At 61.7% G+C, this 22,660-nt stretch carries 22 protein-coding genes; 10 read left to right on the top strand and 12 right to left on the bottom strand.

Going from position 1 to position 22,660, the window contains the following annotated elements:
* The first annotated feature begins 22 nt into the window (after nucleotides 1-22).
* Nucleotides 23-2,161 carry an OmpA family protein gene (locus ACST81_RS12100; protein ID WP_438747934.1) on the top strand — a complete coding sequence of 713 codons (2,139 nt, stop codon included), beginning with the start codon at nucleotides 23-25 and terminating at the stop codon, nucleotides 2,159-2,161.
* Here ACST81_RS12100 and ACST81_RS12105 read toward each other — a convergent pair.
* Complete coding sequence (locus tag ACST81_RS12105; RefSeq protein ID WP_438747936.1) at nucleotides 2,158-2,283, bottom strand: hypothetical protein; 126 nt, start codon at nucleotides 2,281-2,283, stop codon at nucleotides 2,158-2,160. The two genes, ACST81_RS12100 and ACST81_RS12105, sit on opposite strands and share 4 nt — an antisense overlap.
* Between ACST81_RS12105 and ACST81_RS12110 the strand changes: the two genes are divergently transcribed.
* Entirely contained in the window at nucleotides 2,282-3,022 is a 741-nt protein-coding gene (locus ACST81_RS12110; RefSeq protein WP_438747938.1) for a polysaccharide deacetylase family protein, read from the top strand. The two genes, ACST81_RS12105 and ACST81_RS12110, sit on opposite strands and share 2 nt — an antisense overlap.
* Before the next feature lie 8 nt (nucleotides 3,023-3,030).
* Here the strand turns inward: ACST81_RS12110 and mobB are convergent, their stop codons facing one another.
* The 3 genes from mobB to ACST81_RS12125 are packed head-to-tail and all read right to left on the bottom strand — an operon-like array spanning nucleotide 3,031 to nucleotide 5,131.
* Nucleotides 3,031-3,567, bottom strand: coding sequence for a molybdopterin-guanine dinucleotide biosynthesis protein B (gene mobB / locus ACST81_RS12115; RefSeq protein WP_438747940.1), 537 nt, complete (start codon nucleotides 3,565-3,567; stop codon nucleotides 3,031-3,033).
* Complete coding sequence (gene mobA, locus ACST81_RS12120) at nucleotides 3,564-4,229, bottom strand: molybdenum cofactor guanylyltransferase MobA (RefSeq protein WP_438747941.1); 666 nt, start codon at nucleotides 4,227-4,229, stop codon at nucleotides 3,564-3,566. Before mobA ends, mobB begins: the two co-directional genes overlap by 4 nt.
* Nucleotides 4,226-5,131: a DMT family transporter gene (locus ACST81_RS12125; protein WP_438747942.1), complete on the bottom strand. Its 906-nt coding sequence runs from the start codon at nucleotides 5,129-5,131 to the stop codon at nucleotides 4,226-4,228. Before ACST81_RS12125 ends, mobA begins: the two co-directional genes overlap by 4 nt.
* Before the next feature lie 454 nt (nucleotides 5,132-5,585).
* Here ACST81_RS12125 and ACST81_RS12130 point away from each other — a divergent pair, with 454 nt between their 5' ends.
* On the top strand, nucleotides 5,586-8,138 hold the full coding sequence (locus ACST81_RS12130; protein ID WP_438747944.1) for a methyl-accepting chemotaxis protein: 2,553 nt from the start codon (nucleotides 5,586-5,588) through the stop codon (nucleotides 8,136-8,138).
* An 83-nt stretch (nucleotides 8,139-8,221) separates the two neighbouring features.
* On the opposite strand, the gene ACST81_RS12135 is transcribed toward ACST81_RS12130, so the two are convergent.
* Genes ACST81_RS12135 through moaA form a run of 3 tightly spaced genes read right to left on the bottom strand, consistent with a single transcriptional unit; the run spans nucleotide 8,222 to nucleotide 9,944 of the window.
* Nucleotides 8,222-8,425: a DUF1176 domain-containing protein gene (locus ACST81_RS12135; RefSeq protein WP_438753538.1), complete on the bottom strand. Its 204-nt coding sequence runs from the start codon at nucleotides 8,423-8,425 to the stop codon at nucleotides 8,222-8,224.
* Between the two features lie 5 nt (nucleotides 8,426-8,430).
* Nucleotides 8,431-8,871, bottom strand: a complete 441-nt coding sequence (locus ACST81_RS12140; RefSeq protein WP_438747945.1) for a hypothetical protein — start codon at nucleotides 8,869-8,871, stop codon at nucleotides 8,431-8,433.
* A gap of 23 nt (nucleotides 8,872-8,894) precedes the next feature.
* The gene (moaA, locus tag ACST81_RS12145; RefSeq protein ID WP_438747947.1) at nucleotides 8,895-9,944 is read right to left on the bottom strand and encodes a GTP 3',8-cyclase MoaA; all 1,050 of its coding nucleotides are present in this window, start codon (nucleotides 9,942-9,944) and stop codon (nucleotides 8,895-8,897) included.
* 190 nt (nucleotides 9,945-10,134) lie between these two features.
* Between moaA and ACST81_RS12150 the strand changes: the two genes are divergently transcribed.
* Nucleotides 10,135-10,509 carry a gamma-butyrobetaine hydroxylase-like domain-containing protein gene (locus tag ACST81_RS12150; RefSeq protein WP_438747949.1) on the top strand — a complete coding sequence of 125 codons (375 nt, stop codon included), beginning with the start codon at nucleotides 10,135-10,137 and terminating at the stop codon, nucleotides 10,507-10,509.
* Nucleotides 10,510-10,521: 12 nt separating this feature from the next.
* Here the strand turns inward: ACST81_RS12150 and ACST81_RS12155 are convergent, their stop codons facing one another.
* Nucleotides 10,522-11,007 (bottom strand): MarR family winged helix-turn-helix transcriptional regulator, encoded by a 486-nt coding sequence (locus ACST81_RS12155; protein ID WP_438747950.1) that lies wholly within the window; start codon nucleotides 11,005-11,007, stop codon nucleotides 10,522-10,524.
* 49 nt (nucleotides 11,008-11,056) lie between these two features.
* On the opposite strand from ACST81_RS12155, the gene ACST81_RS12160 reads away from it, so the two are divergent.
* Together ACST81_RS12160 and ACST81_RS12165 are read left to right on the top strand one after the other, a co-directional pair.
* Nucleotides 11,057-11,965, top strand: a complete 909-nt coding sequence (locus tag ACST81_RS12160; RefSeq protein ID WP_438747951.1) for an alpha/beta fold hydrolase — start codon at nucleotides 11,057-11,059, stop codon at nucleotides 11,963-11,965.
* Nucleotides 11,966-12,043: 78 nt separating this feature from the next.
* The gene (locus ACST81_RS12165; RefSeq protein ID WP_438747953.1) at nucleotides 12,044-12,652 is read left to right on the top strand and encodes a pyridoxamine 5'-phosphate oxidase family protein; all 609 of its coding nucleotides are present in this window, start codon (nucleotides 12,044-12,046) and stop codon (nucleotides 12,650-12,652) included.
* 145 nt (nucleotides 12,653-12,797) lie between these two features.
* Here the strand turns inward: ACST81_RS12165 and ACST81_RS12170 are convergent, their stop codons facing one another.
* The 3 genes from ACST81_RS12170 to fumC all read right to left on the bottom strand — a co-directional run bounded on the left by ACST81_RS12170 (nucleotide 12,798) and on the right by fumC (nucleotide 16,264).
* Nucleotides 12,798-13,436 carry a L,D-transpeptidase gene (locus tag ACST81_RS12170; RefSeq protein WP_438747955.1) on the bottom strand — a complete coding sequence of 213 codons (639 nt, stop codon included), beginning with the start codon at nucleotides 13,434-13,436 and terminating at the stop codon, nucleotides 12,798-12,800.
* Nucleotides 13,437-13,603: 167 nt separating this feature from the next.
* Complete coding sequence (locus ACST81_RS12175) at nucleotides 13,604-14,671, bottom strand: GGDEF domain-containing protein (protein ID WP_438747957.1); 1,068 nt, start codon at nucleotides 14,669-14,671, stop codon at nucleotides 13,604-13,606.
* Nucleotides 14,672-14,851: 180 nt separating this feature from the next.
* A complete protein-coding gene (gene fumC, locus ACST81_RS12180; RefSeq protein WP_438747959.1) occupies nucleotides 14,852-16,264 on the bottom strand; it encodes a class II fumarate hydratase in 1,413 nt (470 codons plus the stop codon).
* Between the two features lie 512 nt (nucleotides 16,265-16,776).
* On the opposite strand from fumC, the gene ACST81_RS12185 reads away from it, so the two are divergent.
* A complete protein-coding gene (locus ACST81_RS12185; RefSeq protein WP_438747961.1) occupies nucleotides 16,777-18,660 on the top strand; it encodes a L,D-transpeptidase family protein in 1,884 nt (627 codons plus the stop codon).
* A 46-nt stretch (nucleotides 18,661-18,706) separates the two neighbouring features.
* On the opposite strand, the gene ACST81_RS12190 is transcribed toward ACST81_RS12185, so the two are convergent.
* On the bottom strand, nucleotides 18,707-19,384 hold the full coding sequence (locus ACST81_RS12190; RefSeq protein WP_438747963.1) for an HAD family hydrolase: 678 nt from the start codon (nucleotides 19,382-19,384) through the stop codon (nucleotides 18,707-18,709).
* A gap of 220 nt (nucleotides 19,385-19,604) precedes the next feature.
* Here ACST81_RS12190 and rpiA point away from each other — a divergent pair, with 220 nt between their 5' ends.
* The 3 genes from rpiA (at nucleotide 19,605) to gor (ending at nucleotide 22,639) form a co-directional block, all read left to right on the top strand.
* A complete protein-coding gene (gene rpiA / locus ACST81_RS12195; RefSeq protein WP_438747965.1) occupies nucleotides 19,605-20,300 on the top strand; it encodes a ribose-5-phosphate isomerase RpiA in 696 nt (231 codons plus the stop codon).
* A 195-nt stretch (nucleotides 20,301-20,495) separates the two neighbouring features.
* On the top strand, nucleotides 20,496-21,047 hold the full coding sequence (locus ACST81_RS12200) for a DUF2059 domain-containing protein (protein ID WP_438747967.1): 552 nt from the start codon (nucleotides 20,496-20,498) through the stop codon (nucleotides 21,045-21,047).
* Nucleotides 21,048-21,247: 200 nt separating this feature from the next.
* Nucleotides 21,248-22,639 (top strand): glutathione-disulfide reductase, encoded by a 1,392-nt coding sequence (gene gor, locus ACST81_RS12205; protein WP_438747968.1) that lies wholly within the window; start codon nucleotides 21,248-21,250, stop codon nucleotides 22,637-22,639.
* Nucleotides 22,640-22,660 lie beyond the last annotated feature (21 nt).

Consider the following 22,660-nt stretch of genomic DNA (forward strand, 5'->3'; position numbering starts at 1 on the left):
GAGACCTCTGAAGGAGGAAGACATGACTATCCGATCCAGACTTTTCGCGACCGTGGCGTTTCCGATGCTGTCGATGTCCATTGCCATCCAGCCGGCGCTCGCCGATAGCCTGATGAAACCGTTCGAGGTCGCGCAGGAAGATGGCGCCGCGCAAGCGGACGGCGGCGGTGAGCAGGTGCCGGAAGAGCTGCTGCGCAAGAAGCGCAAGCAGCGCGCCGAGCAACCGGCCGAAGAAGCGCAACCCGCCGAGGAGGCGCAGCCGCAGGAGGAAAAGCCGCGCCGCAAGAAGCGCCAGGAGGCAGAGCAGCAGCAGGAACAGCAGCAGAAAGCCCAGCCAGCGGAGGAACAGCAGCCGAGCCGTGCCGAACGCAAGAAGCGCCAGCAGGCCGAGCAACAGCAGGAGAAGGCACAACCTTCCGCCGACGATGAAGCGGCAAAGGCCGCCGAGGAGAAGGCCAGGGCCCGCGCCGAGCGCAAGAAGCGTCAGCAGGCTGAACAGCAACAGCAGGAAGAGGCTCAGCCCTCTGCTGATGACGAGGCGGCAAAGGCTGCCGAGGAAAAGGCCAAGGCCCGCGCCGACCGCAAGAAGCGTCAGCAGGCTGAACAGCAGCAACAGCAAAAGGAAGCCCAGCCCTCTGCTGATGACGAAGCGGCAAAGGCTGCCGAGGAAAAGGCCAAGGCGCGCGCTGAGCGCAAGAAGCGTCAGCAGGCCGAGCAGCAGCAGACAGAGGAAGCCCAGCCTTCCAGCGATGACGAAGCCACCCGGAAGGCTGCCGAGGAGCGCAACCGCATCCGCGAAGAACAGAAGGCCCGTGCTGACGCCGAACAAAACGGCGAGAAGCCGGTGACCGAGGACGAAATGCGTCCCGCCATCGACGGCGACGAGGCTAACCAGGAAGGCCGCAAGCCGCGTGATCGCCGTGAGCCGATCCCAGAGGTGGTCGATAAACGCACCAAGGAAGAAAAGCAGAAGATCGCCCGCGATCCTTCGAAGACCGACGAGACGGTGGTGTTGCCGGTCGACAATGGCGCGGCCGTGCTCGACAGCGACAAGGAAGCCGACAATTCCGGTGACACCGGTACGCGTGAGAAGCGGCGCAAGCAACGTGAACGGGTCCGCGCCGAAGAGAATCAGAATGTCGAAGTTCCGAAAAGCGACGAGGAAGCCCAGCGCGGCCGCAAGGATCGCCGGCCGAGCCGCGATGAACTGGAAGCCGCGACACGCGAAAAGGGCCGCCGGATCAATGATGTGCCGGAATTCAACATTCCCGACCTGATCGATGCCTTCACCGGCAATGATCGCCGCCGCCCACGGATCGACGACACGCGCGACGACCGGACGGTACTGGATTTCGGCGACAAGATTATCGTTCGTGGCGACGACCGGCCGCGTCTGCGCCGCAATGCGACCGAGACATACTATGAAGAACTGTCCGGTGGACGGTCGCGCGAAACGATCGAGCGCGCCGGCGGTGTTCGTGTCGTGACGATCTACAACCGCTATGGCGACGTCATCCAGCGCTCGCGCATCGATGCGTCCGGCCGCGAATATCTGATGATCTATGCGCCGCAAGCCGACGACGGCCCGCGTCCGCCGGCCTTCGATGCTGGCGAGGATCTGCCGCCGATGCGCCTGCGGGTTCCCGTCGAGGATTACATCATCGACACGTCGAGCGAGCCGGACCGCGATTATTATGAGTTCCTGGCCGAGCCGCCGGTGGAGCAGGTCGAGCGGACCTATACGATCGATGAGGTGAGGAGCTCTGCCCGTATCCGCGACAAGGTGCGCCGTATCGATCTGGATACGATCACCTTTGCGACGAACAGCGCCGAAGTTCCGTTGTCGCAGGCAAAAACCCTGCGCAAGGTCGCCGATGCCATGCTCGAAGTCATCGAAAAGGATCCGGGTGAAACCTTCTTCATCGAGGGACATACGGATGCGGTCGGCGGCGACAAGCCGAACCTGGTACTCTCGGACGAACGCGCCGAATCGGTCGCCTCGCTGCTGACGGAAGTCTACGACATCCCGGCGGAAAACCTGGTGCCCCAGGGCTACGGCGAGCGCTTCCTCAAGGTCCGCACGCTGGAAGCCGAGCAGCAGAACCGGCGCGTGACGATCCGTCGCGTGACGCCGCTGGTTCGGCCCGTGGCCCAGAATTAGCCATCATTCGGCGTCTCATTGGGATGCCGCTGCAAACGGCCCGGTGCAACCAGCACCGGGCCGTTTGCTCGACTTCCCCTCCTTCCGGCAGCCTTGCCGATATCGATCTTCGAGACGTCCATGAAAATCATCCTCGCCGCTCTCGCACTGGCCGTTTCCGCCGGTCAGGTTTCCGCTACCAAGACCCGGCTGGTGGAACCGCAGTTGAAGCTTGAGGCGCGGGAAAAAGGCGAGGGGACAAAGCCACGCGTGGCGCTGACCTTCGATGCCTGCAGCGGCAAGACCGACGAGCGCATCCTGTCGGCGCTGATCGACAACAATATTCCGGCGACGATTTTCGTGACCGCCCGCTGGCTGAAGCGCAATGCAGCGACACTCGCCCGGTTCAAGGCGCGGCCGGACCTGTTCGAGATCGAGAATCACGGCGCGATGCATGTGCCCGCCGTCGACCAGGTTGTTTCCATCTACGGCATTCCCGCAGCCGGCAGCCCCCAGGCCGTCGAGGCGGAAGTGGCGGGCGGTGCGGCTGCGATATCGGCCGAGGGCCTGACCTCGCACTGGTTCCGTGGCGCGACCGCGAAATACAGTCTGACGTCGATCGGCCAGATCCGGCAGATGGGTTTTCGCGTCGCCGGTTACTCGATCAATGGTGACGGTGGTTCGCTGCTCGGGGCTGCCCAGGCCGAGCGGCATATCGCCCGCGCGAAGGACGGCGATGTCATCATCGCCCATATCAACCAGCCGACCCATGAGGCCGGCGCCGGCGTCGTCAAAGGTATTCTCGACCTCAAGGCCAAAGGCTACGAATTCGTCCGGCTGGACGATGCGACGGAAGATGGCAGTGACGACACGACCAACTGACAGCGTGATTACGCATTTTTGCGCGTCAGGCCCGTCGTCGTTTCAATGAAGTCGGCAATCGCGTTGGTGTCGTTCAGATCGAAGACTGCGAGTGCAGTGTCCTCCACCGGATGATCGGCGGCGACAGCGAGGATGTGCGGATCGGATGGGGCAAGCGGCTCGCGATTTTTCGAGTCCAGCCGGCGGGCTTCGATCTTCGGGATCGGTTCGCGCTTGTAACCTTCGATCAGCACGAGGTCGCAGGGCGCCAGACGGGCAAGAATTTCCGCAAAGCTCGGCTCGGGTGCGCCGCGCAGTTCGTGCATGATCGCGTAACGCGTTCCGGAGACGATGGTCACTTCATGGGCACCGGCCTCGCGGTGGCGAAAACTGTCGGCGCCGACCTTGTCGATATCGAAATCATGATGGGCATGCTTGACCGTCGAGACACGATAGCCGCGCGCCGTCAGTTCCATGACCAGCCGCACGGCGAGGCCGGTCTTGCCGGAATTCTTCCAGCCGGCGATGCCGAAAACCTTTGGCGCTTGCCCGTCGGGTAGGGTCATCGTTCGTTCTCCCGGATCAGGGGTAGCCAGCGTTCGGCCGTTTCCAGGTCCGCCGGCGTGTTGATGTTGAAAAATTGATCGATTGGTCCATCAGCGGTGTCGAGCGGCGCGAAGGGGACGGCGGACATCGGGTGACGTTCGATAAAGCTGCGCACCCGGCGTTTTTCGTCGGTGAGCAGCCAGGTCTCCAGTGCGTCGGCGAGGGCGATGGGCCACAGAGCAAAGACCGGATGCATGGTCTCGCCGGAGAAGGCCACGGCGATCTCGTCAGGACCGCTGATCGCCATTTGCAGGCGAGCGACGAGGTCCCTCGGAAAAAACGGCGTGTCGGTCGGAACGGTCGCGACATGGCTTCCCGTTGGGGTAAAGACGCGCGCGTGGCGCATGGCCGCCAGCACCCCGCCCATCGGTCCGACATGGCCCGGCACCGTATCGGCAAAAACGGGGATGGTAGGGGCAAAGTCAAGCTTGTCGCTGATGTTCCTGTTGACGCCGACCATGGAGGTTTGCGGTGCAAATCGTTCGATCACATGCTGCAGCAGCGGAATGCCGCCAAGCAGGCGCGCGGACTTGTCGCTGCCCATGCGCGACGACCGGCCGCCGGCAAGGATGACGCCGGGCGGATACTCGGAGCGTCCGGCTGCGGGATATCCTGCGGTCATGGCGAGCCCGGCTCCGATTCCTGCGCGGGTGTCGCCATACGCCGCTTTCTTTCACGCGCGAAAGTATAGAGGCCGGAAGCGACGATGATGGCGACGCCGGTCACCATCCAGATATCCGGCTCTTCGGAAAAAAACAGGATACCGATGCCGATCGACCAGATCAGGCTGGTGTAGCGGAAGGGGGCGATGATGCCGATCTCACCGTTGCGCATCGCGAGCACGATGAACTGATAGCCGACCAGAAGCAGGATGCTGGCGACGGCGAGCGTGCCGACCGTTCCGGCCGACATCGGTTGCCAGCCGCCGAGCGGCACGATCAGGACGGCGCCCGTCGCGGTGATCGCCGTTGCGGTGATGACCGCGATGAACAGCGACGGGATGGCGTGATCGATCCTGCGGGTACAGAGATCGCGGATGGCGGCGAAGACAACGGAAGCAATGACGCTCAAGGCGGCGCCGGTGAAACCATCCGGGCCGGGGCGAAGCACGATCAGCACACCGAGAAAGCCGATGAGGATCGCCAGCCACCGGCGCCAGCCGACCGGCTCGGACAGGAACAGAGCGGCTCCGAGCGTCACCGCCAGCGGCAGGGCCTGCAGGATGGCGGAGGCATTGGCGAGCGGAAGCTGGCCGAGCGCACTGATATAGGCGATGGAGGCGGCGACCTCGGCCGCGATCCGCATTGCCACCGCCGGCGAGAGGACCAGCCGGAAGGAGCGCATGGCGCCGAAATGGCGCGCCAGCAACAGGACGAGGATGTAGGTGAAGAAGCCGCGTACCAGCATGATCTGGCCGCTGTTCATAACCCCGGTCACGGACTTCACAAGGGCGTCGTTGCAGGTAAAGCCTGCCATGGCCAGGCACATGAAGATCGCGCCACGAAAATTGGCGGTGGAATGCATTATTTTTCAGGTCCGTTCTGGCCGCCGCCCTTGTGCACGCCGGCGATTCTGCAGCCTCGACCGGACTGCGTCGCCGTTGATGCCCATCTGTAAAGCATCGGCATTTCTTTTATGCAACCGCTAACCTTCGGAGGTCTCTTTTCGGCGCAAATCCGGGCAAAAACCAAATCAATTCAGTTGTTACGAATATGATGACATGCCTTCGCGCATTTCCGCCACATTTGCCTAAGCCACCGGATTTTTGGCGAAATATTAAGCTTCCGTGCCTATCTTTCCGATATTCCGCTACCCGTCGCATGACGCGATTATGGTTGACGTAACGTGAAGTCTTCACGTTCAGAGCAACCGGATGACATTCCGGACAGGCGCCATGATGCGTCCCGGTTTGTCCGTCCTCCAATCCGGAGGACAGTCTGGCGGGAATGTCCGGTTTGCTCAACATCTGGAGTTCGGAATGTCCCTAATCGATCGTTCTTTGCAGCGTCTGCGCATCGTCACCAAGGTTCTGCTTTTCGTCGTGCCGCTGGTTGCCCTCATCGCCGGTATCGGCCTTGTCGGCTATTTCACGGCGAGTACGCTGAATGGCCATATGACCGTGACGCGCGAAACGATCAACAATCTCTCCGATTTCCAGGCGCTGCGCACCAGCCTGCAGAGCTTTGTCGATGGTCCGACGGAAGAGACGCGCAACGTGCTGAAGAGCCGGATCGACGATCAGGAAGCCGGCATCCGGACGCTGAACGACCTTCTGACGGCGGGTGCAGATAAGGCCAAGGTCGCCACCGTCGTCGCGCTCGGCGAAACGATGCGCGGCCAGGAGGAGAAGCTCTGGACGATCAAGACCGAGCGCGACGGCGTCACCGCGTCGCTGGACGCCGCCATGGCCGACATGACCGCGCAGGGCAATTCCGCCTATAAGCAGATCGACATCGTCCGCAAGGAGTCGGGCGACAAGGAAGCCTTCGCCAAGGCGATGCTGTTCGATGCCGCCGCCTACCAGGGCCTGGCCGAGCGCATCAAGAAATTCCGCCTGCCGGTCACCATGGCGATCGCGCCGGATGCCAAGGTCGAGCAGGCCACCAATCTCCTGCCGCATCTGCTGAAACAGATCGCTGAAGCTGAAAAGATCGCGTCTGACAAGGTTCAGAAGCAGATCGCCGGGATGAAGGTCGATGCCAAGGTCATCCAGGACATCCTGGCAAGCGGCGATACCAATGAGGTCAAGAAGGGCCTTCTGAGTGGCGCGCTGATCAAGCTTTCCAAGTATGAGGCCGATTTCGCCAAGCAGGCCGTGACCAATTCGGACGCCGCCGCCAAGCGCTTCGTCGGCATGGACAACGAAATCTCGACTCTGAAGACCCTGATCTCGTTGATGAACGATACCTTCAAGGGCCTCGACGATACCCGTCTGCATATCAGCGAACTGCACCGCAAGCTCGATTCCGCCAGCCGCGACAGCGTCATTGCCGACATCGGCGCCGTTCGCGAAAGCGTCGCCAAGCTTTCGGAACTGGGCGCGAAATATGCCGCGCTGCGCGATCTCGCCGGCAAGCTGACGCCTTCGCTCGCTGCCATCGACATCGGCACCGCGCAACTGATCGATGTCGGCGCACGTTGGCAGGCCGCCAAGGCCGAGGCTGCGACGTTGGTCGCCGATGCCAGCCAGACGCTCGAAAACTTCGTCAGCAGCGCCCAGGAAGCCGGCAAGCAGGACAGCCAGCGCTCGGCCAATGTATCGATCATCGCCATGGTCGCCGGCACGCTGCTTGCCATTGTCGGTGGCCTGATGCTGATCGAGACCCTGCGCGGCCCGCTGAAGCGCGTCACCGAGACGATGACTCGGCTTGCCAATGGCGACCTCGAGGTCGCAATCGAAGGCCGTAACCGTGGCGACGAAATCGGCGACATGGTCCGCTCGGTCGCGGTCTTCCGTGACAACGCCGTCGAAAATGTCCGTCTGGGGCAGGAGGCTGAAGCCGCCCGCACCCAGACCGCCGAAGAGGAAGCCCGTCGCCGCCAGGAGCGCGCCCGTATCGAGGCCGACCAGATGGAAGCGCTGACGGCTTTGTCCGACGTGCTCGCCAAGCTTGCCGACGGCAACCTGGAAGAAGGCATGGCCGAGGATCTCTCGGAAGACTATGTAGTCATGGCACAGACCTACAACAACGCCGTCGAGGCCCTGCGCGCGACGTTGATCGATGTGCGCGGCGTGACCGACGAGATCACCAGCGGCACTGGCAACCTCGCATCCTCCGCCGACGATCTTGCCCGCCGCACGGAGCAGCAGGCGGCAGCCCTCGAGGAAAGCTCGCGGGCACTTCGCCAACTCACCGAGATCGTCCGCTCGACGGCCGAAAGTGCTCGCAAGACGACGGTGTCGGTCGACGAGACCCACAGCTATGCCCGGCATTCGGGCGAAGTCGTCGCCAAGGCGATCGATGCGATGGCCGCGATCAACAAGTCCTCGGACAAGATATCGACCATCATCGGCGTGATCGACGAGATCGCATTCCAGACCAACCTTTTAGCGCTCAATGCCGGCGTTGAGGCTGCTCGTGCCGGCGAAGCCGGCCGTGGCTTTGCCGTCGTGGCACAGGAAGTCCGCGAACTGGCACAGCGCTGCGCCGGTGCGGCCCGCGAGATCAAGGGCCTGATTTCCGACAGCTCGCAGCAGGTTCGCAGCGGCGTCGAACTGGTTCAGGAAACCGGCACGGCGCTCACGGTCATCAACAACCATATCTCGACCATTCACCAGTTGGTCAGCAATATCGAAGCGGCGGCCGCCGACCAGTATCGCGGCCTCAACGAAGTCAACCAGGCCGTCCACGAGGTCGAGCTCCTGACGCAGCAGAACGCTGCCATGGTCGAGGAAAACACCGCCGAAATCCACGGCCTGCGCCATCAGGTGGACATCCTCAACGAGAAGATCGAGCGCTTCAAGACCGGAACCAGCCGTTCGATGTCCGGTGGCGGCATGCATGGCTACGGCCGCAGCTACGCCGCCTGAGACAGGAGCAATCGCATCTGAACAGACCCGTGCCGGAAACCGGCGCGGGTCTTTCCGTTTTTTGTGGCTGAATTTGTCGCGCGCTATTGCGGATAGACGACGTAGCTCTTCTGCTTGTCCGGTCCGGGCGCGCCGTCGAAGGTGGGATCGACCTCGTATTTCGACAGAACGAAATCGGAATCCGCAAACGTCCATTCGCCGCTGTCCCAAGCATCCCCGATACCGCGCCAGAAACCGTGGCTGGCGATCGTGTGGCGTGCGGGGTCGTAGGTCGCATTGATCAGGATATGCCTTACGTATAGCCCGAAATCGTTGGTGCGGCGTTGAGCTTTGTCATGTCCGCGTCGGCATAGTCATAGGCAAGCTTCGGCTGCGCGAAGGCGACGAGCTGAAACCGGCCGCTTTCGTCGTCGCGCAGCAGGAAAGCGTGCTGGAGGTTATAGGCGCCCATGCCGCAGAACATCTGGTAGAGTTCAGCGCGCTTTTCCGGCTCGTCGGCGGCTTGGTAGGAGGCGCTGTATTTGATTTCGTAGACGAAATGGCTGACGTCTTCCGACTCGGTCGAGTTCAGCGGAATGTCGGTGCGGCTGTTCATTTCGCAGTCGTCGCCAAGCGCTGCCCGGACGAATGTTTCAGCTTCCTTGATTTGGTTCTGGCCAACAGGTGTGGATTGCGCCAGTGCCGGCAGTGTTGAGACGAAAAGCAGGCTGAGAGTGAGGGGGGACAGTTTCAATGGAACCTCCTGACTGCGCAAATTCAGCCGCCTGTGACGCTCATGTGCCTTGCGACGGCGGGCTTGTTGCGGGTGCGATCGATGATGAAGTCGTGGCCCTTGGGCTTGCGGGTGATGGCTTCGTCGATCACGGATGACAGATAGGTATCGTCACTGGACGCCCTGAGCGCGGTGCGCAGATCAGCGGCGTCGTTCTGGCCGAGGCACATGTAAAGCGTGCCGGTGCAGGTGAGGCGGACGCGGTTGCAGCTCTCGCAGAAATTATGGGTCATCGGCGTGATCAGGCCGAGCCTGCCGCCGGTCTCCGCGACCTCGAGATAACGAGCCGGGCCGCCGGTCTTGTAGGCGATATCCGACAGGCTGAACTGAGCGGCCAGCCGGTCGCGCATTTCGCTGAGCGGCATGTATTGGTCCGTCCGGTCCTCGTCGATCTCGCCCATCGGCATGGTCTCGATCAATGTCAGATCCATGCCGCGTCCATGCGCCCAGCGCAGCATATCGGGGATTTCGGCGTCGTTGAAGCCCTTCAGCGCAACGGCATTGATCTTGACGTGGATTCCAGCCGCCTGCGCTGCGTCGATGCCCTCCATCACCTTCGATAGTTCACCCCAGCGAGTGATCTGCTTGAACTTGTCGGGATCGAGCGTGTCGAGCGAGACATTGATGCGCCGCACGCCTGAATCGGCGAGTTCAGCAGCGAATTTCGACAGTTGCGAGCCATTGGTTGTCACCGTCAGCTCGTCGAGCGTACCGGCATGGACATGCTTGCCGAGTTCGCGGATCAGGAACATGACGTTCTTGCGCACCAGAGGCTCGCCGCCGGTCAGCCGCAGCTTGCGCACGCCCTTGGCGATGAAGGCGGAACAGAGGCGGTTGAGTTCCTCCAGCGTCAGCAGGTCCTTCTTCGGCAGGAAGGTCATGTTTTCCGACATGCAATAGGTGCAGCGGAAGTCACAGCGATCCGTCACCGAAACCCGCAGATAGGTAACGGCGCGCCCGAACGGGTCGATCATCGGGGCCTTGGCATTGGCCAGCGGTTGAACGCCGGTCCTGTCGATGGTGACGCTATTCAATGCAATTCTCCCTGTCCCGCCAATGTCGTAAGCAAAGGCGGCGGCGTCAAGACATAGGCTCTTAAAAGCATCAGAAATCCGGTTTGAAACAGTTTCCTTCTATCAGGGGCAGGTATCGAGATGCCACAGGTAATTCCCTCCGAGGGAAATCTGCGCTAGTGCTCCGGCAAAACAATGGAGACCGTTTATCATGAGCGACATCTGGCCGACCGAACTGCGCGTGTCGAAGGATCGTCACCGGCTGACGGTTGCCTTCAATGATGGTGCTTCCTTCGACCTTTCCGCCGAAATGCTGCGCGTGCTGTCACCCTCGGCGGAGGTGCAGGGCCATGGGCCGGGGCAAGGGCTGACCGTGCCCGGCAAGCGCAACGTTACGATCATCTCGATGACGCCGACCGGCAATTACGCGGTGCGCATCGGCTTCGACGACACCCACAATACCGGCATTTTCACCTGGACCTATCTGCGCGAGCTCGGCGAAAACGGCGAAACGCTGTTTGCGGCCTACGAGAAGGATCTCGCCGACAAGGGCATGACCCGCGACAAGGCGGAAAAGCCGCGCTGAGCGGCGACGCGCTTAATCTGCGTCACCCTCATCCTTCAGCAGGATGCCGACCAGGCGTTCCATGGCCTGCGCGACAATCATGCATTCCTCGATCGGTGAATCTTCCATCGATTTGTCGATCACCTTCGTCTGGATGTCCATCGCCTGTTCGCTGAGCGCGCGGCCGCTGTCGGTCAGCGACAGGCGCAGGACGCGCTTGTCCTTGTCGTCGCCGCGCCGCTCGATCAGTCCGCGCTTTTCAAGTTGCGGCAGCAGCATGCTCATGTTCGAGCGCCCCACCAGCAGTTTGCGCGCCAGTTCCTGCTGGGTGATTCCGTCGAAGCGGTAGAGATTGACCAGGATGTCCAGATGCGGCGGCTTGATGTCGAGATCGGCGAGCGCGCGCGTCAGGGTCTGCTGCATGAGCTGGCAGGCACGGGCAACGGCGATCCAGCTGCGAAAACGCGGGTGGTCCCACGGGAAGTGATGCTGTTCGATAGGAGCTTGCTTTTTGTTCATCGTTGTACAATAATGTTCATCATTGAACATTTATAGAGAGACTCCCACTATGGCATCCTTTGCGATCGAGGTCACCCGTCTCGTCTTCAAAACGCTTTCGGTCTTTTCTCCGCAGACGGCGGGGCGTTTGGCTTTCCGGCTGTTCAGCGTGACGCCCGGGCGCAAACCGAAGAACAACAAGGAAAGGGCCGCGGTTGCTACGGCAGCACCCGTCATGGCGCGGGGAAAGCCTGTGTCGCTCTCCTTTTCCGGCGGCTGGGCCATGGCCCGGCATTTCGAGGCCAAGCCCGGGCGGGCGCCGGCGAAACGCATCCTGCTCGTCCATGGTTGGGGATCACGCATCGATTATCTGGCGACGATGATCGACGGGTTGGTGGCCGGCGGCGCCGACGTGGTCGCGCTCGACCTGCCGGGCCACGGCGCCTCGCCAGGACGAACGCTGACCATGCCGACGGCGGTGAGGGCAATCGATGCGGTCTGGCGGCATTTCGGTGGCTTCGATGTCGCGGTCGGCCATTCCTTCGGCGGCGCGAGCCTGGCTTGCGCGGCCGGCGGGCTTGTCTGTGACGTGCCTTCGCACGTTGCCAAGCGCATGGTGCTGATCGGGGCGCCGAGCGATATGACGTGGCTTTTCAAGGGTTTCGGGAGATATCTTCGTCTTTCGGAGAAAGGGCAGGACGCGCTCGAGGGCATGGTCGTGCGCCTGTCCGGCCGGCGTATCGAGGAGCTCGACGCCGCTCGCGTGCTGAGCATCCTCACCGTGCCGACGCTGGTTGTCCATGCTGAGGACGACAAGGAGGTTTCGGCCGATCACGCCCGGCGTTACGCCGCCGCAGGACCGAATGTCGAGCTCCACTGGGCAAATGGCTTCGGCCATCGCCGGATTGTCTCCGCGGCTCCCGTGATTGAGCACATCAACGCCTTCGTTCACGCGCAAGACCGACAGGCGGCCGCCTGATTGATTTTTCGCACGCCGTCATGAGGATGTCATGCTATCCGTCGAAAGAAACGCCTCGACGGAAAGGAGCACGGTGGCATGACGATCATTCGCACGGTTGAGGAACTGAACGCGCTCTACGGCGGCACCAGCGAGGCATCGATGGTCAAGGTGACAACCCGGCTGACGCGGGAATATGCCACCATGATCGAGGCGTCGCCCTTTGCAGCCTTGGCAACCGTCGGGCCGGAAGGGCTCGATTGTTCGCCGCGCGGCGACGACGCCTGTGTCGTGCGCATCGCCGACGACAGGACGGTGCTGATGCCTGACTGGCGCGGCAACAATCGCGTCGATTCGCTTGCCAACATCGTTCGCGACCCGCGCGTGGCGCTGATGTTTCTCGTTCCGGGCTCGACCACGACCATGCGGATCAACGGTACAGCGGTCGTCAGCGTCGATCCGAACCTCACCGCATCCTTCACCGTCGACGGCAAGCATCCGCGCAGCGTCATCGTGGTCACCATCGGCGAGGTCTATTTTCAGTGCGCCCGGGCGCTCATCCGTTCGCAATTGTGGAATGCCGAGCGTTTTGTCGACCCGCAAAACCTGCCGACGCCGGGAACGCTGCTGAAGGCCGCCAAGGCGGATTTCGACAACGAAACCTATGACCGGGAATGGCCGGAGCGGGCCGCGAAGACGATGTGGTAGTCTTGCTGCATCTGGCTGCCAAACTGCAGCATGGAAATGTTCCCGCGGGGCGTTGATCAATTCCCGAAACTCCGTGGCCTGCCGGCAATGCCGACAGCGGCCGGCGTTTTCGCCTGCCGCTGAAATCCCTCCGATCGGGCCGCGATCAGTCGCGGACAATGACCTGGGTGCCGATCGTGACGGCGGCGTAGAGGTGCTCGACATCCTCGTTGGCCATGCGGATGCAGCCGGACGACATCGCCTTACCGATCGAGGATGGCTGGTTGGTGCCGTGGATGCGGTAGATGGTCGAGCCGAGATACATGGCGCGGGCGCCGAGCGGGTTGTTGATGCCGCCCTTCATGCTGACGGGCAGGAAATGGCCCTTCCGGGCTTCGCGGGCTCGCATCTGCGCCGGTGGGTTCCAGGTCGGCCATTCGGCCTTGCGGCTGACCGTATTGCTGCCGGTCCAGATGAAGCCGGCGCGGCCGACGCTGACGCCGTACTGCATCGCCACCCCATTACCGAGCACGTGGTAGAGGCGGCGGTCGGAATTGTCGACGATGATCGTGCCGGGCGCGACGTTCTCGTTGAAGGCCACCAACTGGCGCTGGATCGGCGACAGGTTGATATTGGCCTTGGCGGCCTTCGCCTTCGGCTTTGCTCCCGACAAAGCCGGCAATGCGCTGGTCTTCGATGTCGCCGACTGGAGCGAGGCGACTTCGTAGGAGCCGTTCTGTCCGGCCGCATGTGCGCCGGTGGTCAGCAGGGCGGTGGCGATCAGCGCTGTGAAAATGGTCTTCATGGTTCTATCTCCCGTTTGTTTCGGGAGATTTTCCGGTTCATTCCGGTGCGCTCCCTGTATGGAGCCTTTCTAGACAATCGCTTTTGGGCCGGCTGTTTCCTTTGGAACGGGGCAGAAACAAACGAGGCGCCCGATGAGCGCCTCGCCCTGTTTTGATTTCGACCGAATTATTTCCGGTAAATCAGCCAGTTCTTGCCTGTGTCTTTCTTCATGCCTTCTTCGAACAGGATGGTCCTGTTGCGGCCGGCGTTCTTGGCGCAATAGAGCGCCACGTCGGCCTTGTTGTAGAGGTCGATCGGATCGTCCGCATGCGAGGCCTGGCAGACGCCGACGGAAAGCGTGATCGGGCCGTAATTGACGCCGGTCTTGGAATTCTTGAACGGCGTGGTCGCCAGCGCATTGCGGATCCGCTCGGCCACCTGCAGGCTTTCCTCAACGCCGCTATCGTTGAGGATGATGGCGAATTCCTCGCCGCCCGTGCGGGCAACGAAGGCATCGCGGCGCAAGTTGGAGCGTATGACGGTGCCGACGGTCGCGAGAATCTTGTCGCCGACCGGATGGCCGTAGGTGTCGTTGACCTTCTTGAAATGATCGATGTCGGCGATCAAGAGGCCGGTATAGGTGCGCAACTGCTCGGAATTGTAGACGCCCGCAAGCTTCTCGTCGAAGGCACGGCGGTTGGCCAGACGCGTCAGCGAATCGGTGTTGGCGATCCGCTTGTACTCGTCGAGCTCCTGCCGGATGACTTCCATCTCCACGGACTTCAGCGAGACGTTTTCAGCTCTCTCTTTGCCCTGGTTCATCGTGTCGGCGGTGGCTTCGGTCAGAATGCCCACCGCCTGGCGCAGGATTTCAACGCTGGAATGGCTCTTGCTGCTGATGTTCTGAAAGGTTTCGCCGAGCACGCGGTTGTAATTTTCGAGCGCGAACTGCTCTTCCTTGAGGAGCGCCAGCAGATCGCCCAGCTCGGTGGCAAGATGCGTGTGGACGCGATCGACGCCGACGGCGTGGTGGTGATGGGCAAAATAACGCGCGCCGATCGAATCCAGTTCTTCCTGGGTTGCCCGGCTGCCAAGCGCCGCCAGTTCCTTGGTCAGCTTTGGATTGGAGCCGATATAGGCTTCGTAATAGAGCTCGTAATTGCGCGGGAGCGGTGAGATGCCCATGATCCGCATCGCGTAGGTCACCTGCGCGGCAATATCGGGAATCTGCGCCTTGTTCGAAGCCGCTTGCATGGCAAGCTCCTGTTGTCCGGTTATATCCAGTCGCTAATTCTAGGGATAAATCATTTTGGAAGACTTAACGTTTGGCAAAACGGAACGATAAGATTCGATAAATCCGGTGGTTGCAGACCAAAAACGCATTCGGGCAGCGTTTCCGCTGCCCGAATAGCCTCGATCCTCAGAATGAAGCCCTCAGGAGGGGCTGATCATCGTTTCCGGGCGAACGTATTGGTCGAATTCCTCATTCGTCAGGTAGCCGCCGCCAACGGCTTCCTCGCGCAGTGTCGTACCGTTCTTGTGCGCGGTCTTGGCGATCTTGGCGCAGGCGTCGTAGCCGAGCCTGGAATTGAGCGCGGTGACCAGCATGAGGGAGTTCTCCACGCCCTTGCGGATGTTGTCTTCGCGCGCTTCGATGCCGACGACGCAATTGTCGGTGAACGAAACAGCGGCGTCGCCGAGCAACTGGACCGACTGCAGGAAGTTGTAGGCCATCATCGGATTGTAGACGTTGAGTTCGAAATGGCCCTGGCTGCCGGCGAAGGTCAGTGCGGCATGGTTGCCGAAGATGTGGGCGCAGACCTGGGTCAGGGCTTCCGACTGGGTCGGGTTGACCTTGCCCGGCATGATCGACGAGCCCGGCTCGTTTTCCGGCAGCGACAGTTCGCCCAGACCGGCGCGCGGGCCGGAGCCGAGGAAGCGGATGTCGTTGGCGATCTTGAAGAGGGCGGCCGCGGCGGCGTTAATGGCGCCGTGCGAGAAGACCATCGAATCATGCGAGGCGAGCGCCTCGAACTTGTTCGGCGCGGTGACGAAGGGCAGGCCGGTGATCCTGGTGATCTCGTCGGCGACCTTTTCGGCAAAGCCGATCGGGGCGTTGAGGCCCGTTCCGACGGCGGTACCGCCCTGGGCGAGCTTGGAAAGTGCCGGAAGCGTCAATTCGATATTGGCGATCGCCGAGCCGACCTGTGCGGCATAGCCGGAAAATTCCTGGCCAAGCGTCAGCGGCGTCGCATCCTGGGTGTGGGTGCGGCCGATCTTGATGATGTGCGAGAACGCCTGGACCTTGGCTTCGAGCGCCTGGTGCAGGTGCTTCAGCGCGGGCAGGAGGTGGTGGACGATCTGCTCGACGCAGGCGATGTGCATGGCCGTCGGATAGGTGTCGTTCGACGACTGGCTCATGTTGACGTGGTCGTTGGGATGCACCGGCTTCTTCGATCCCATGACGCCGCCGAGCATTTCGATCGCGCGGTTGGAGATCACTTCATTGGCGTTCATGTTCGACTGCGTGCCGGAGCCGGTCTGCCAGACGACGAGCGGGAAATGATCGTTGAGCTTGCCATCGATGACTTCCTGCGCTGCCGCGATGACGGCGTTGCCGATTGCGGGGTCAAGACGCTGCAGATCCATGTTGGTGCGTGCGGCGGCCTGCTTGACGATGCCGAGCGCCCGAACGACGGCGAGCGGCTGCTTTTCCCAACCGATCTTGAAATTGCCCAGCGAGCGTTGCGCCTGTGCGCCCCAGTAGCGGTCGCTTTCGACGTCGATCGGGCCGAACGTATCTGTTTCCGTGCGCGTGGATGTCATCGTGTTGCCTGCTTTCGTCATGCGGTGTCGAAACCGGAAGGTGGATACGGCCGTGTTGGCGCGGCCACTCTAAGCCTTGATGCCGTTCTCTCTGGCCCAGGTGCCGGGTGGTTGTAAAGGGGTTCGACGCCCACGTTCCATGCTACAATCGTTTAAATACCGGGCCTTGCGACGACATGGCGCGCTCCTTAAGCGCCGGCTGCGAGGCCATCGGGCGCAGGACAGGTTTCTGTGCCTTTTCAGACACAAGCACGGGGATAGTTTGGGCGGTTCAGGGTGATTTTGGTTCGTCGTCAGCTGGTTTCTCCTGGATCTGAAAAAAATACGCAGGAAATTCAAATTTTTGCCTTGGCTCGCCCGTTTCCCTGCAGCGCCGCCTCTCACGGATTTGTGACGCCTGGAGAGGGGGTGGGATAAGTGCCGTTTGCTTTTCATTCACCATCCTTTCTTATAAGTACGAAAGCTCGGTGACATGACGGACATCGGGCGCGAACCGCAGATTGCGGCAATGCGATACAGGGACAGAGACACCGATGAAATTGATCAGAACTGCAGCGATCGTGAGCCTTTTAACCGGGTGTGCGTTCACGTCTTTCGGGGTTCAGCAGGCCGAGGCCCTGAACCTGCTCGATCTTTTTCGCAAGAAGAAGCCTGTCGCCGTCGAAGAATACCAGCCGCTGCCGGGCGTCGAACAGGGGCAGCCGGCCCAGAAGCAGCAGGTTGCCAAGCCGCTGCCGAAGGTAAAGTCGCCACAATATTTCACTTACAAGGCCGAGCCGATGCGTCGCATCGCGACCGCCAAGATCGCCGATCCGGTTGTGACCGGATCGGTGCAGAAGGTCGCGCTGCCGCCGATGCAGCGTTCCTCGCTTGCCGACGCACGCCAGTTCCTGCCTGATGTCGCGGTCTATGCGCCGAGCGATATCGCCAAGGCCGTCGAAACCTTTTATGCCGAACATGACGGATTCGTCTGGATCGACAATTCCGGCCCGAATGCCGCTGCCAAGGCTGCGCTGTCGGTTCTTGGCGAAGCAGCGAGCGTCGGCCTCGATCCGCTCGACTATGCAGTCACCGTACCCTCCGATGACTATGACCGCGGCGACCTGCTGGTGCGCGAGAAGGCGCTGGTCGAGTTCGAAATCCGCCTGTCGGCCGCGACGCTGACCTATATCGCCGATACCGTTCGTGGACGTATCGATCCGAACAAGATTTCCGGCTACCACGATTTCAAGCGCAAGGACGTCAAGCTGACGGCAAAGCTCGAGAATATGGCCCGCAGCCGTGACGTTGCCGCCTATCTCAACGGCCAGACGCCGTCAGGTCCGCAATTCGTCGCGTTGAAGCAGGAGTTGCAGACGCTGGAGGCCACGACGGGTGACGCGCCGCGTATCGTCATCGCGCCCAACACGCTGTTGAAGCCGGGCATCAGCAATCCGGAACTGGCCAATGTCGTCGCAGCCATTCGCCAGAAGGGCTCGGACGCGCTGAAGGTCGAGCATTCCCTGACGCTGTCGGCCTATCAGGACACGCCGAATTATACGCCGGAACTGGTGGCACTGGTCGAAAGCTTCCAGAAGGAAAACGGCCTGAAGCCGGACGGCATCGTCGGCAAGGCGTCGATCCGCATCCTGACCGGTGGCGATACGACCGCCGACAAGGTCGGCAAAGTGCGCATCGCCATGGAGCAGGCGCGCTGGCTGCCGGCCGATCTCGGCAGCCGCTACGTTTTCATCAACCAGCCGGCCTATACCGTCTACTACCACGACCAGGGTGCCGAGCAGTTCTCGATGCGAGTCGTCGTTGGTTCGAAGGCGCATCAGACCTTCTTCTTCGAGGACGAGATCCAGACGGTCGAGTTCAATCCTTACTGGGGCGTGCCGCAGTCGATCATCATCAACGAGATGCTGCCGAAGCTGCGCAACGATCCGGGGTATCTCGATCGGCTCGGCTATCAGGTGGAAGTCGGCGGCAGGCCGGTGTCGTCCTATGACGTCAACTGGCATGGATCGACGAAGTCGGTTGCCGTCCGCCAGCCGCCGAGCAGCGACAACGCGCTGGGCGAGCTGAAAATCCTGTTCCCGAACGCGCATGCGATCTACATGCACGATACGCCCTCGAAGAGTTTCTTCAAGAAGGATATGCGGGCGCTGAGCCATGGTTGCGTCCGCCTTGCCGAACCGCGCAAGATGGCAGCGGCGGTGCTCGGCACGACGGTCGAGGACGTGGCCAAGGAAATCGCCGGCGGCCGCAACAAGGGTGTCTCCGTCCTACACAAGATCCCGGTCTATGTGGCCTACTTCACCGCATGGCCGAACAAGGACGGCACGGTCGAATATTTCGACGATGTCTACGATCGCGACATGTATATGAACCGCGCGCTGGACGCCACCCGGACGGCACGCCGCGCCGAAGGCTGAGGCTGGACGGTGCTAGATTGAAAAGGCGGCTGCGAAGCCGCCTTTTTCATGCCCGGACGAAAAGACCTTCGATCAGATCGACCGTGAGATCGTCGAAATGGTGCATGACGAGATCGGGGCGCAGGCTTTCGACCGGTACGTCGGAATAGCCGAAGGGCACGGCAATCGAGCGGACGTCGGCGTTTCTCGCAACCAGGATATCGTTGAGGCTGTCGCCAATCATCACGGATTTGCGCGGATCGCCGCCGGCAAGGCGGATAGTGGAAAGCAGGTGCTGGGCATCCGGCTTGCGGACGTCGAACGTGTCGCCGCCGGTGATGGCGGCGAAACGCGCGGTCAGGCCGAGGCCGTCGAGCAGGCTTCTCGCGAGCATTTCCAGCTTGTTGGTGCAGACGGCGAGCCGGTAGCCGGCCGAGGAAAGACGGTCCATGGCGTCGATGACGCCGGGATAGGGAAAGGATTCGCCCGGCATGGAGCCGTGGTAGAAATCCACGAATTCCTTCATCTGCCAGTCGAGGTCGCTGGCGCTCAGTTCCTTGCCCCGCAGCGTGAACGTGCGCTCGATCATCGCCTTTGCGCCATGGCCGACCAGATGGGTGAGGTCATGATAGGTGACGGGCTGAAGGCCTGCCTGCACGACGGCGTGGTTGAGACTTGCAACCAGATCCGGAGCGGTATCGACGAGGGTTCCGTCAAGATCAAAAACGACAACGGGTGCGGTCAAGGTAACCTCTGAAATTTCCATGAGTAGGTGATCCGGGTAGGGGAAGCCCGGGCAAAAAGCAATCGCGACTTTACGCGATGGCGCGTCGACCCCATTTGCGTCTGGCGCGCTATTTGGGCTTTTGTTTGCCGTTGCGCCCGTGTAAACGTCTCATCGGACGAAAAGTCGGCGTGGTTTCGCAGCCGTCATCCTGATGAAACTTTTGGGGAGAGCGTGGCGCATGGACGCCCGTCAAATGAAAATCAAGGCTGCCCAGGCAGCGCTCGATTATGTCGAGGATGGGATGCGGCTCGGCATCGGCACGGGATCGACGGCGGAGGAGTTCGTTCGTCTGCTGGCCGAAAAGGTGGCTTCCGGCTTTCGCATCGAAGGCGTTCCGACGTCGGAGCGGACAGCGCGCCTTTGCCTCGATCTCGGCATTCCGCTGAAGTCGCTCGAAGAATTGCCGGAACTGGACCTGACCATCGACGGCGCCGATGAGGTCGATCCGAAGCTGCGGCTCATCAAGGGCGGCGGTGGTGCGTTGTTGCGCGAAAAGATCGTTGCCTGCGCCTCGGCACGGATGATCGTGATCGCCGACGAGACCAAGGTGGTTGATACGCTCGGCGCCTTCAAGCTGCCGATCGAGGTCAATACTTTCGGCCTTCGCGCCACGAGGATCGCGATCGAGAAGCTGGCGGCGCGGCATGGCCTGTCGGGTGAGATCGTCGTTCGTTCCTCGGGCGACGGCCCGTTCACGACGGACGGCGGGCATCTCATTCTCGATGCATCTTTTGGCCGCATTCCTGATGCAGATGCGCTGGCGCGTGACTTGAACGCCATTCCCGGTGTGGTCGAACATGGGCTGTTCATCGATATTGCCTCGCTCGCCATCATCGCCGGTCCTGCCGGCGCACGGGTGATGACTGCGGTCTGATGGGCACTATTGGCCGATGTGCGCAGCGGTCACGACGAAATTGACCTGCAACTTTCGGGTTGCGGAGGAGTGATACGGCGATTGCGGCGGTCTGGGATTTCGGGCGCTGGTGATTGCCTTGAAACCGGCTTATGCAGGGGTCGCAGATGCAAGGCGCACGCGGACCCGGCGTCAACTGACAGGAGCATTACAGACATGATCAATCTCGCAGGTCTCGGCCGTACAATGGCTGCAACCGCCATCATTCTTTCTGCCGTTATGGTTCCCGCGCGGGCCCAGGACGTGACCGAAGACCAGATCAAGGCAGCCCGCGCCGCGATCGCCGCGATCGCCGCGACCAACGGTTTCGACAACATCCTGCCGAATCTGGCGGAACGGCTGAAGACCACGCTCATCCAGTCGTCGCCGAACTATCAGGAACTGATCACCAAGACCGTCGATGACAAGGCTCTGGAACTGGCTTCGCGCCGCTCCGACCTGGAACGCGAAGCCGCGACCATCTACGCCAAGACCTTCACTGTCGATGAACTGAATGCGATTGCGACTTTCTACGCGTCGGACGCCGGCAAGAAGCTGCTCAACGACGGCCCGATCGCGCAGCGCGAAATGATCAAGGCCGCCGACATCTGGGCTGCGGGCGTTTCCCGTGACCTCAATGCAGCTGCGTCCAAGGAACTGGGTGCGACCCTGAACGCCGGCCAGCAGCCGATCGACGGCGCCGCGACGACCGAGAAGCCTGCGCAATAAGGCGCTGTCGCCCGAAAAGACGAGATCATCACGACGAATTGCAGAGCCCGGGTTCAGTCCGGGCTTTTCATTTTGTGCTTGGCCACCCTATATCAGGCATCGCAATCGCGGAATTCGCTGGCGGTCGTGCTGTGATGGTCAGTGGCGCTCCTCGAAATTCCGCATCCCCTCGCATATGACCCGTCCGGGAGTGTTTCAGCATGGCTTCTTACGATTATGACCTCTTCGTTGTCGGCGGTGGTTCCGGCGGGGTTCGCAGCGGACGCGTCGCGGCATCCATGGGCAAGAAGGTCGCGATCGCGGAAGAATTCCGCTACGGCGGCACCTGCGTCATCCGCGGCTGCGTGCCGAAGAAACTCTATGTCTATGCCTCGCAGTTCGCCGAGCATTTCGAGGATGCCGCGGGTTTCGGCTGGACGGTTGGCGAAAGCACGTTCGACTGGCAGAAGCTGGTCGCGGCCAAGGAACAGGAAATCACCCGCCTGGAAGGGCTCTACCAGAAGGGGCTCGCCAATGCCGGCGCCGAAATTCTCCATACACGGGCCGAACTGACCGGCCCCAACACGATCAAGCTGCTCTCCACCGGCAAGATCGTGACCGCCGAGCGCATCGTCATCGCCGTCGGCGGTCATCCGACCCCGCACGAGGCGCTTCCGGGCCACGAGCTCTGCATCAGCTCGAACGAGGCCTTCGACCTGCCGGAACTGCCGAAATCGATCCTGATCGCCGGCGGCGGCTATATCGCCGTCGAATTCGCCAACATTTTCCACGGCCTCGGCGTCGAGACGACGCTGATCTATCGCGGCAAGGAAATCCTGTCGCGCTTCGACCAGGACATGCGGCGCGGGCTTCATGCGGCGATGGAACACAAAGGGATCAGGATCCTCTGCGAGGACGTGCTGCAGTCGATCAAGAAGACTGAGGATGGCTGGCTTGCGGCTGAAACCAAGAAGCACGGCGTCGTCACGGTCGACCAGGTGATGCTGGCGCTTGGCCGCGTTCCGAATACGAAGGGCCTGGGCCTGGAAGCCGCCGGCGTTACGGTCAACGAGCGCGGCGCCATCATCGTCGATGCCTTTTCCCGCACCAGCGCGCCGGGCGTCTATGCGCTGGGTGACGTCACAGACCGGGTGCAACTGACACCGGTGGCGATCCATGAGGCCATGTGCTTCATCGAGACCGAATACAAGGGCAACCCGACCTCGCCGGATCACGAAACGATCGCGACCGCCGTCTTCTCCCAACCGGAAATCGGCACCGTGGGGCTGTCGGAAGAGGACGCGGGCAAGAAGTTCGAGGACCTGGAGGTCTACCGCGCCGAATTCCGGCCGATCAAGGCGACGCTCTCCGGGCGCAGCGAAAAGACCATCATGAAGTTGATCGTCAATGCAGCCGACCGCAAGGTCGTCGGCGCCCATATCCTGGGCCATGAGGCCGGCGAGATGGCGCAGTTGCTCGGGATCACGCTCAAGGCGGGCTGCACCAAGGACGATTTCGACCGCACCATGGCGGTGCATCCCACCGCCGCCGAGGAATTGGTGACCATGTACAACCCGAGCTATCGAGTGAAGAACGGGCAGAAGGTGGTCTGATCCTTCGGGAGCAGCTCCGTT

The organism is Pararhizobium sp. O133 (genome assembly GCF_051669845.1).
Lineage (GTDB): Bacteria > Pseudomonadota > Alphaproteobacteria > Rhizobiales > Rhizobiaceae > Pararhizobium.

Excerpts from the sequence above, each read along its gene's own strand:
- ACST81_RS12100 (WP_438747934.1), top strand. The coding sequence starts at position 23 with ATGACTATCCGATCCAGACTTTTCGCGACCGTGGCGTTTCCGATGCTG.
- ACST81_RS12110 (WP_438747938.1), top strand. The coding sequence starts at position 2,282 with ATGAAAATCATCCTCGCCGCTCTCGCACTGGCCGTTTCCGCCGGTCAG.
- ACST81_RS12105 (WP_438747936.1), bottom strand. The coding sequence starts at position 2,283 with ATGGACGTCTCGAAGATCGATATCGGCAAGGCTGCCGGAAGGAGGGGA.
- mobB (WP_438747940.1), bottom strand. The coding sequence starts at position 3,567 with ATGACCCTACCCGACGGGCAAGCGCCAAAGGTTTTCGGCATCGCCGGC.
- mobA (WP_438747941.1), bottom strand. The coding sequence starts at position 4,229 with ATGACCGCAGGATATCCCGCAGCCGGACGCTCCGAGTATCCGCCCGGC.
- ACST81_RS12125 (WP_438747942.1), bottom strand. The coding sequence starts at position 5,131 with ATGCATTCCACCGCCAATTTTCGTGGCGCGATCTTCATGTGCCTGGCC.
- ACST81_RS12130 (WP_438747944.1), top strand. The coding sequence starts at position 5,586 with ATGTCCCTAATCGATCGTTCTTTGCAGCGTCTGCGCATCGTCACCAAG.
- ACST81_RS12150 (WP_438747949.1), top strand. The coding sequence starts at position 10,135 with ATGAGCGACATCTGGCCGACCGAACTGCGCGTGTCGAAGGATCGTCAC.
- ACST81_RS12155 (WP_438747950.1), bottom strand. The coding sequence starts at position 11,007 with ATGAACAAAAAGCAAGCTCCTATCGAACAGCATCACTTCCCGTGGGAC.
- ACST81_RS12160 (WP_438747951.1), top strand. The coding sequence starts at position 11,057 with ATGGCATCCTTTGCGATCGAGGTCACCCGTCTCGTCTTCAAAACGCTT.
- ACST81_RS12165 (WP_438747953.1), top strand. The coding sequence starts at position 12,044 with ATGACGATCATTCGCACGGTTGAGGAACTGAACGCGCTCTACGGCGGC.
- ACST81_RS12170 (WP_438747955.1), bottom strand. The coding sequence starts at position 13,436 with ATGAAGACCATTTTCACAGCGCTGATCGCCACCGCCCTGCTGACCACC.
- ACST81_RS12175 (WP_438747957.1), bottom strand. The coding sequence starts at position 14,671 with ATGCAAGCGGCTTCGAACAAGGCGCAGATTCCCGATATTGCCGCGCAG.
- fumC (WP_438747959.1), bottom strand. The coding sequence starts at position 16,264 with ATGACGAAAGCAGGCAACACGATGACATCCACGCGCACGGAAACAGAT.
- ACST81_RS12185 (WP_438747961.1), top strand. The coding sequence starts at position 16,777 with ATGAAATTGATCAGAACTGCAGCGATCGTGAGCCTTTTAACCGGGTGT.
- rpiA (WP_438747965.1), top strand. The coding sequence starts at position 19,605 with ATGGACGCCCGTCAAATGAAAATCAAGGCTGCCCAGGCAGCGCTCGAT.
- ACST81_RS12200 (WP_438747967.1), top strand. The coding sequence starts at position 20,496 with ATGATCAATCTCGCAGGTCTCGGCCGTACAATGGCTGCAACCGCCATC.
- gor (WP_438747968.1), top strand. The coding sequence starts at position 21,248 with ATGGCTTCTTACGATTATGACCTCTTCGTTGTCGGCGGTGGTTCCGGC.